1 protein-coding gene is annotated in these 258 nt (G+C 65.5%); it reads left to right on the forward strand.

From position 1 onward, the window contains the following. Nucleotides 1–258, forward strand: a 258-nt coding sequence (locus tag AC0L3B_RS39785; RefSeq protein ID WP_473383370.1) for a sigma 54-interacting transcriptional regulator, incomplete at both ends; no start/stop codon positions are given.

Below are 258 nucleotides of genomic sequence, written 5' to 3' on the forward strand. Positions count from 1 at the left end.
TTCGATGCTCAGGTCAGCCTGCTGCGTGTGTTGCAGGAAGGCGAAGTGACCCGCGTCGGCGCCAAGCACTCGCGGCCGGTGAATGTGCGCATCATCGCGGCGACCCACCGTAATCTCAGCCAGGCGGTGGCCGAGGGGGCGTTTCGCGAGGACCTTTACTACCGCCTCAATGTGCTGAACATCACGGTGCCGCCCTTGCGCATGCGGCGCGACGATATCCCCTTGCTGGCGCGCTATTTCCTGCAGCGCTGCGCGCGC

This window comes from Bradyrhizobium sp. Kon56, from assembly GCF_055807635.1.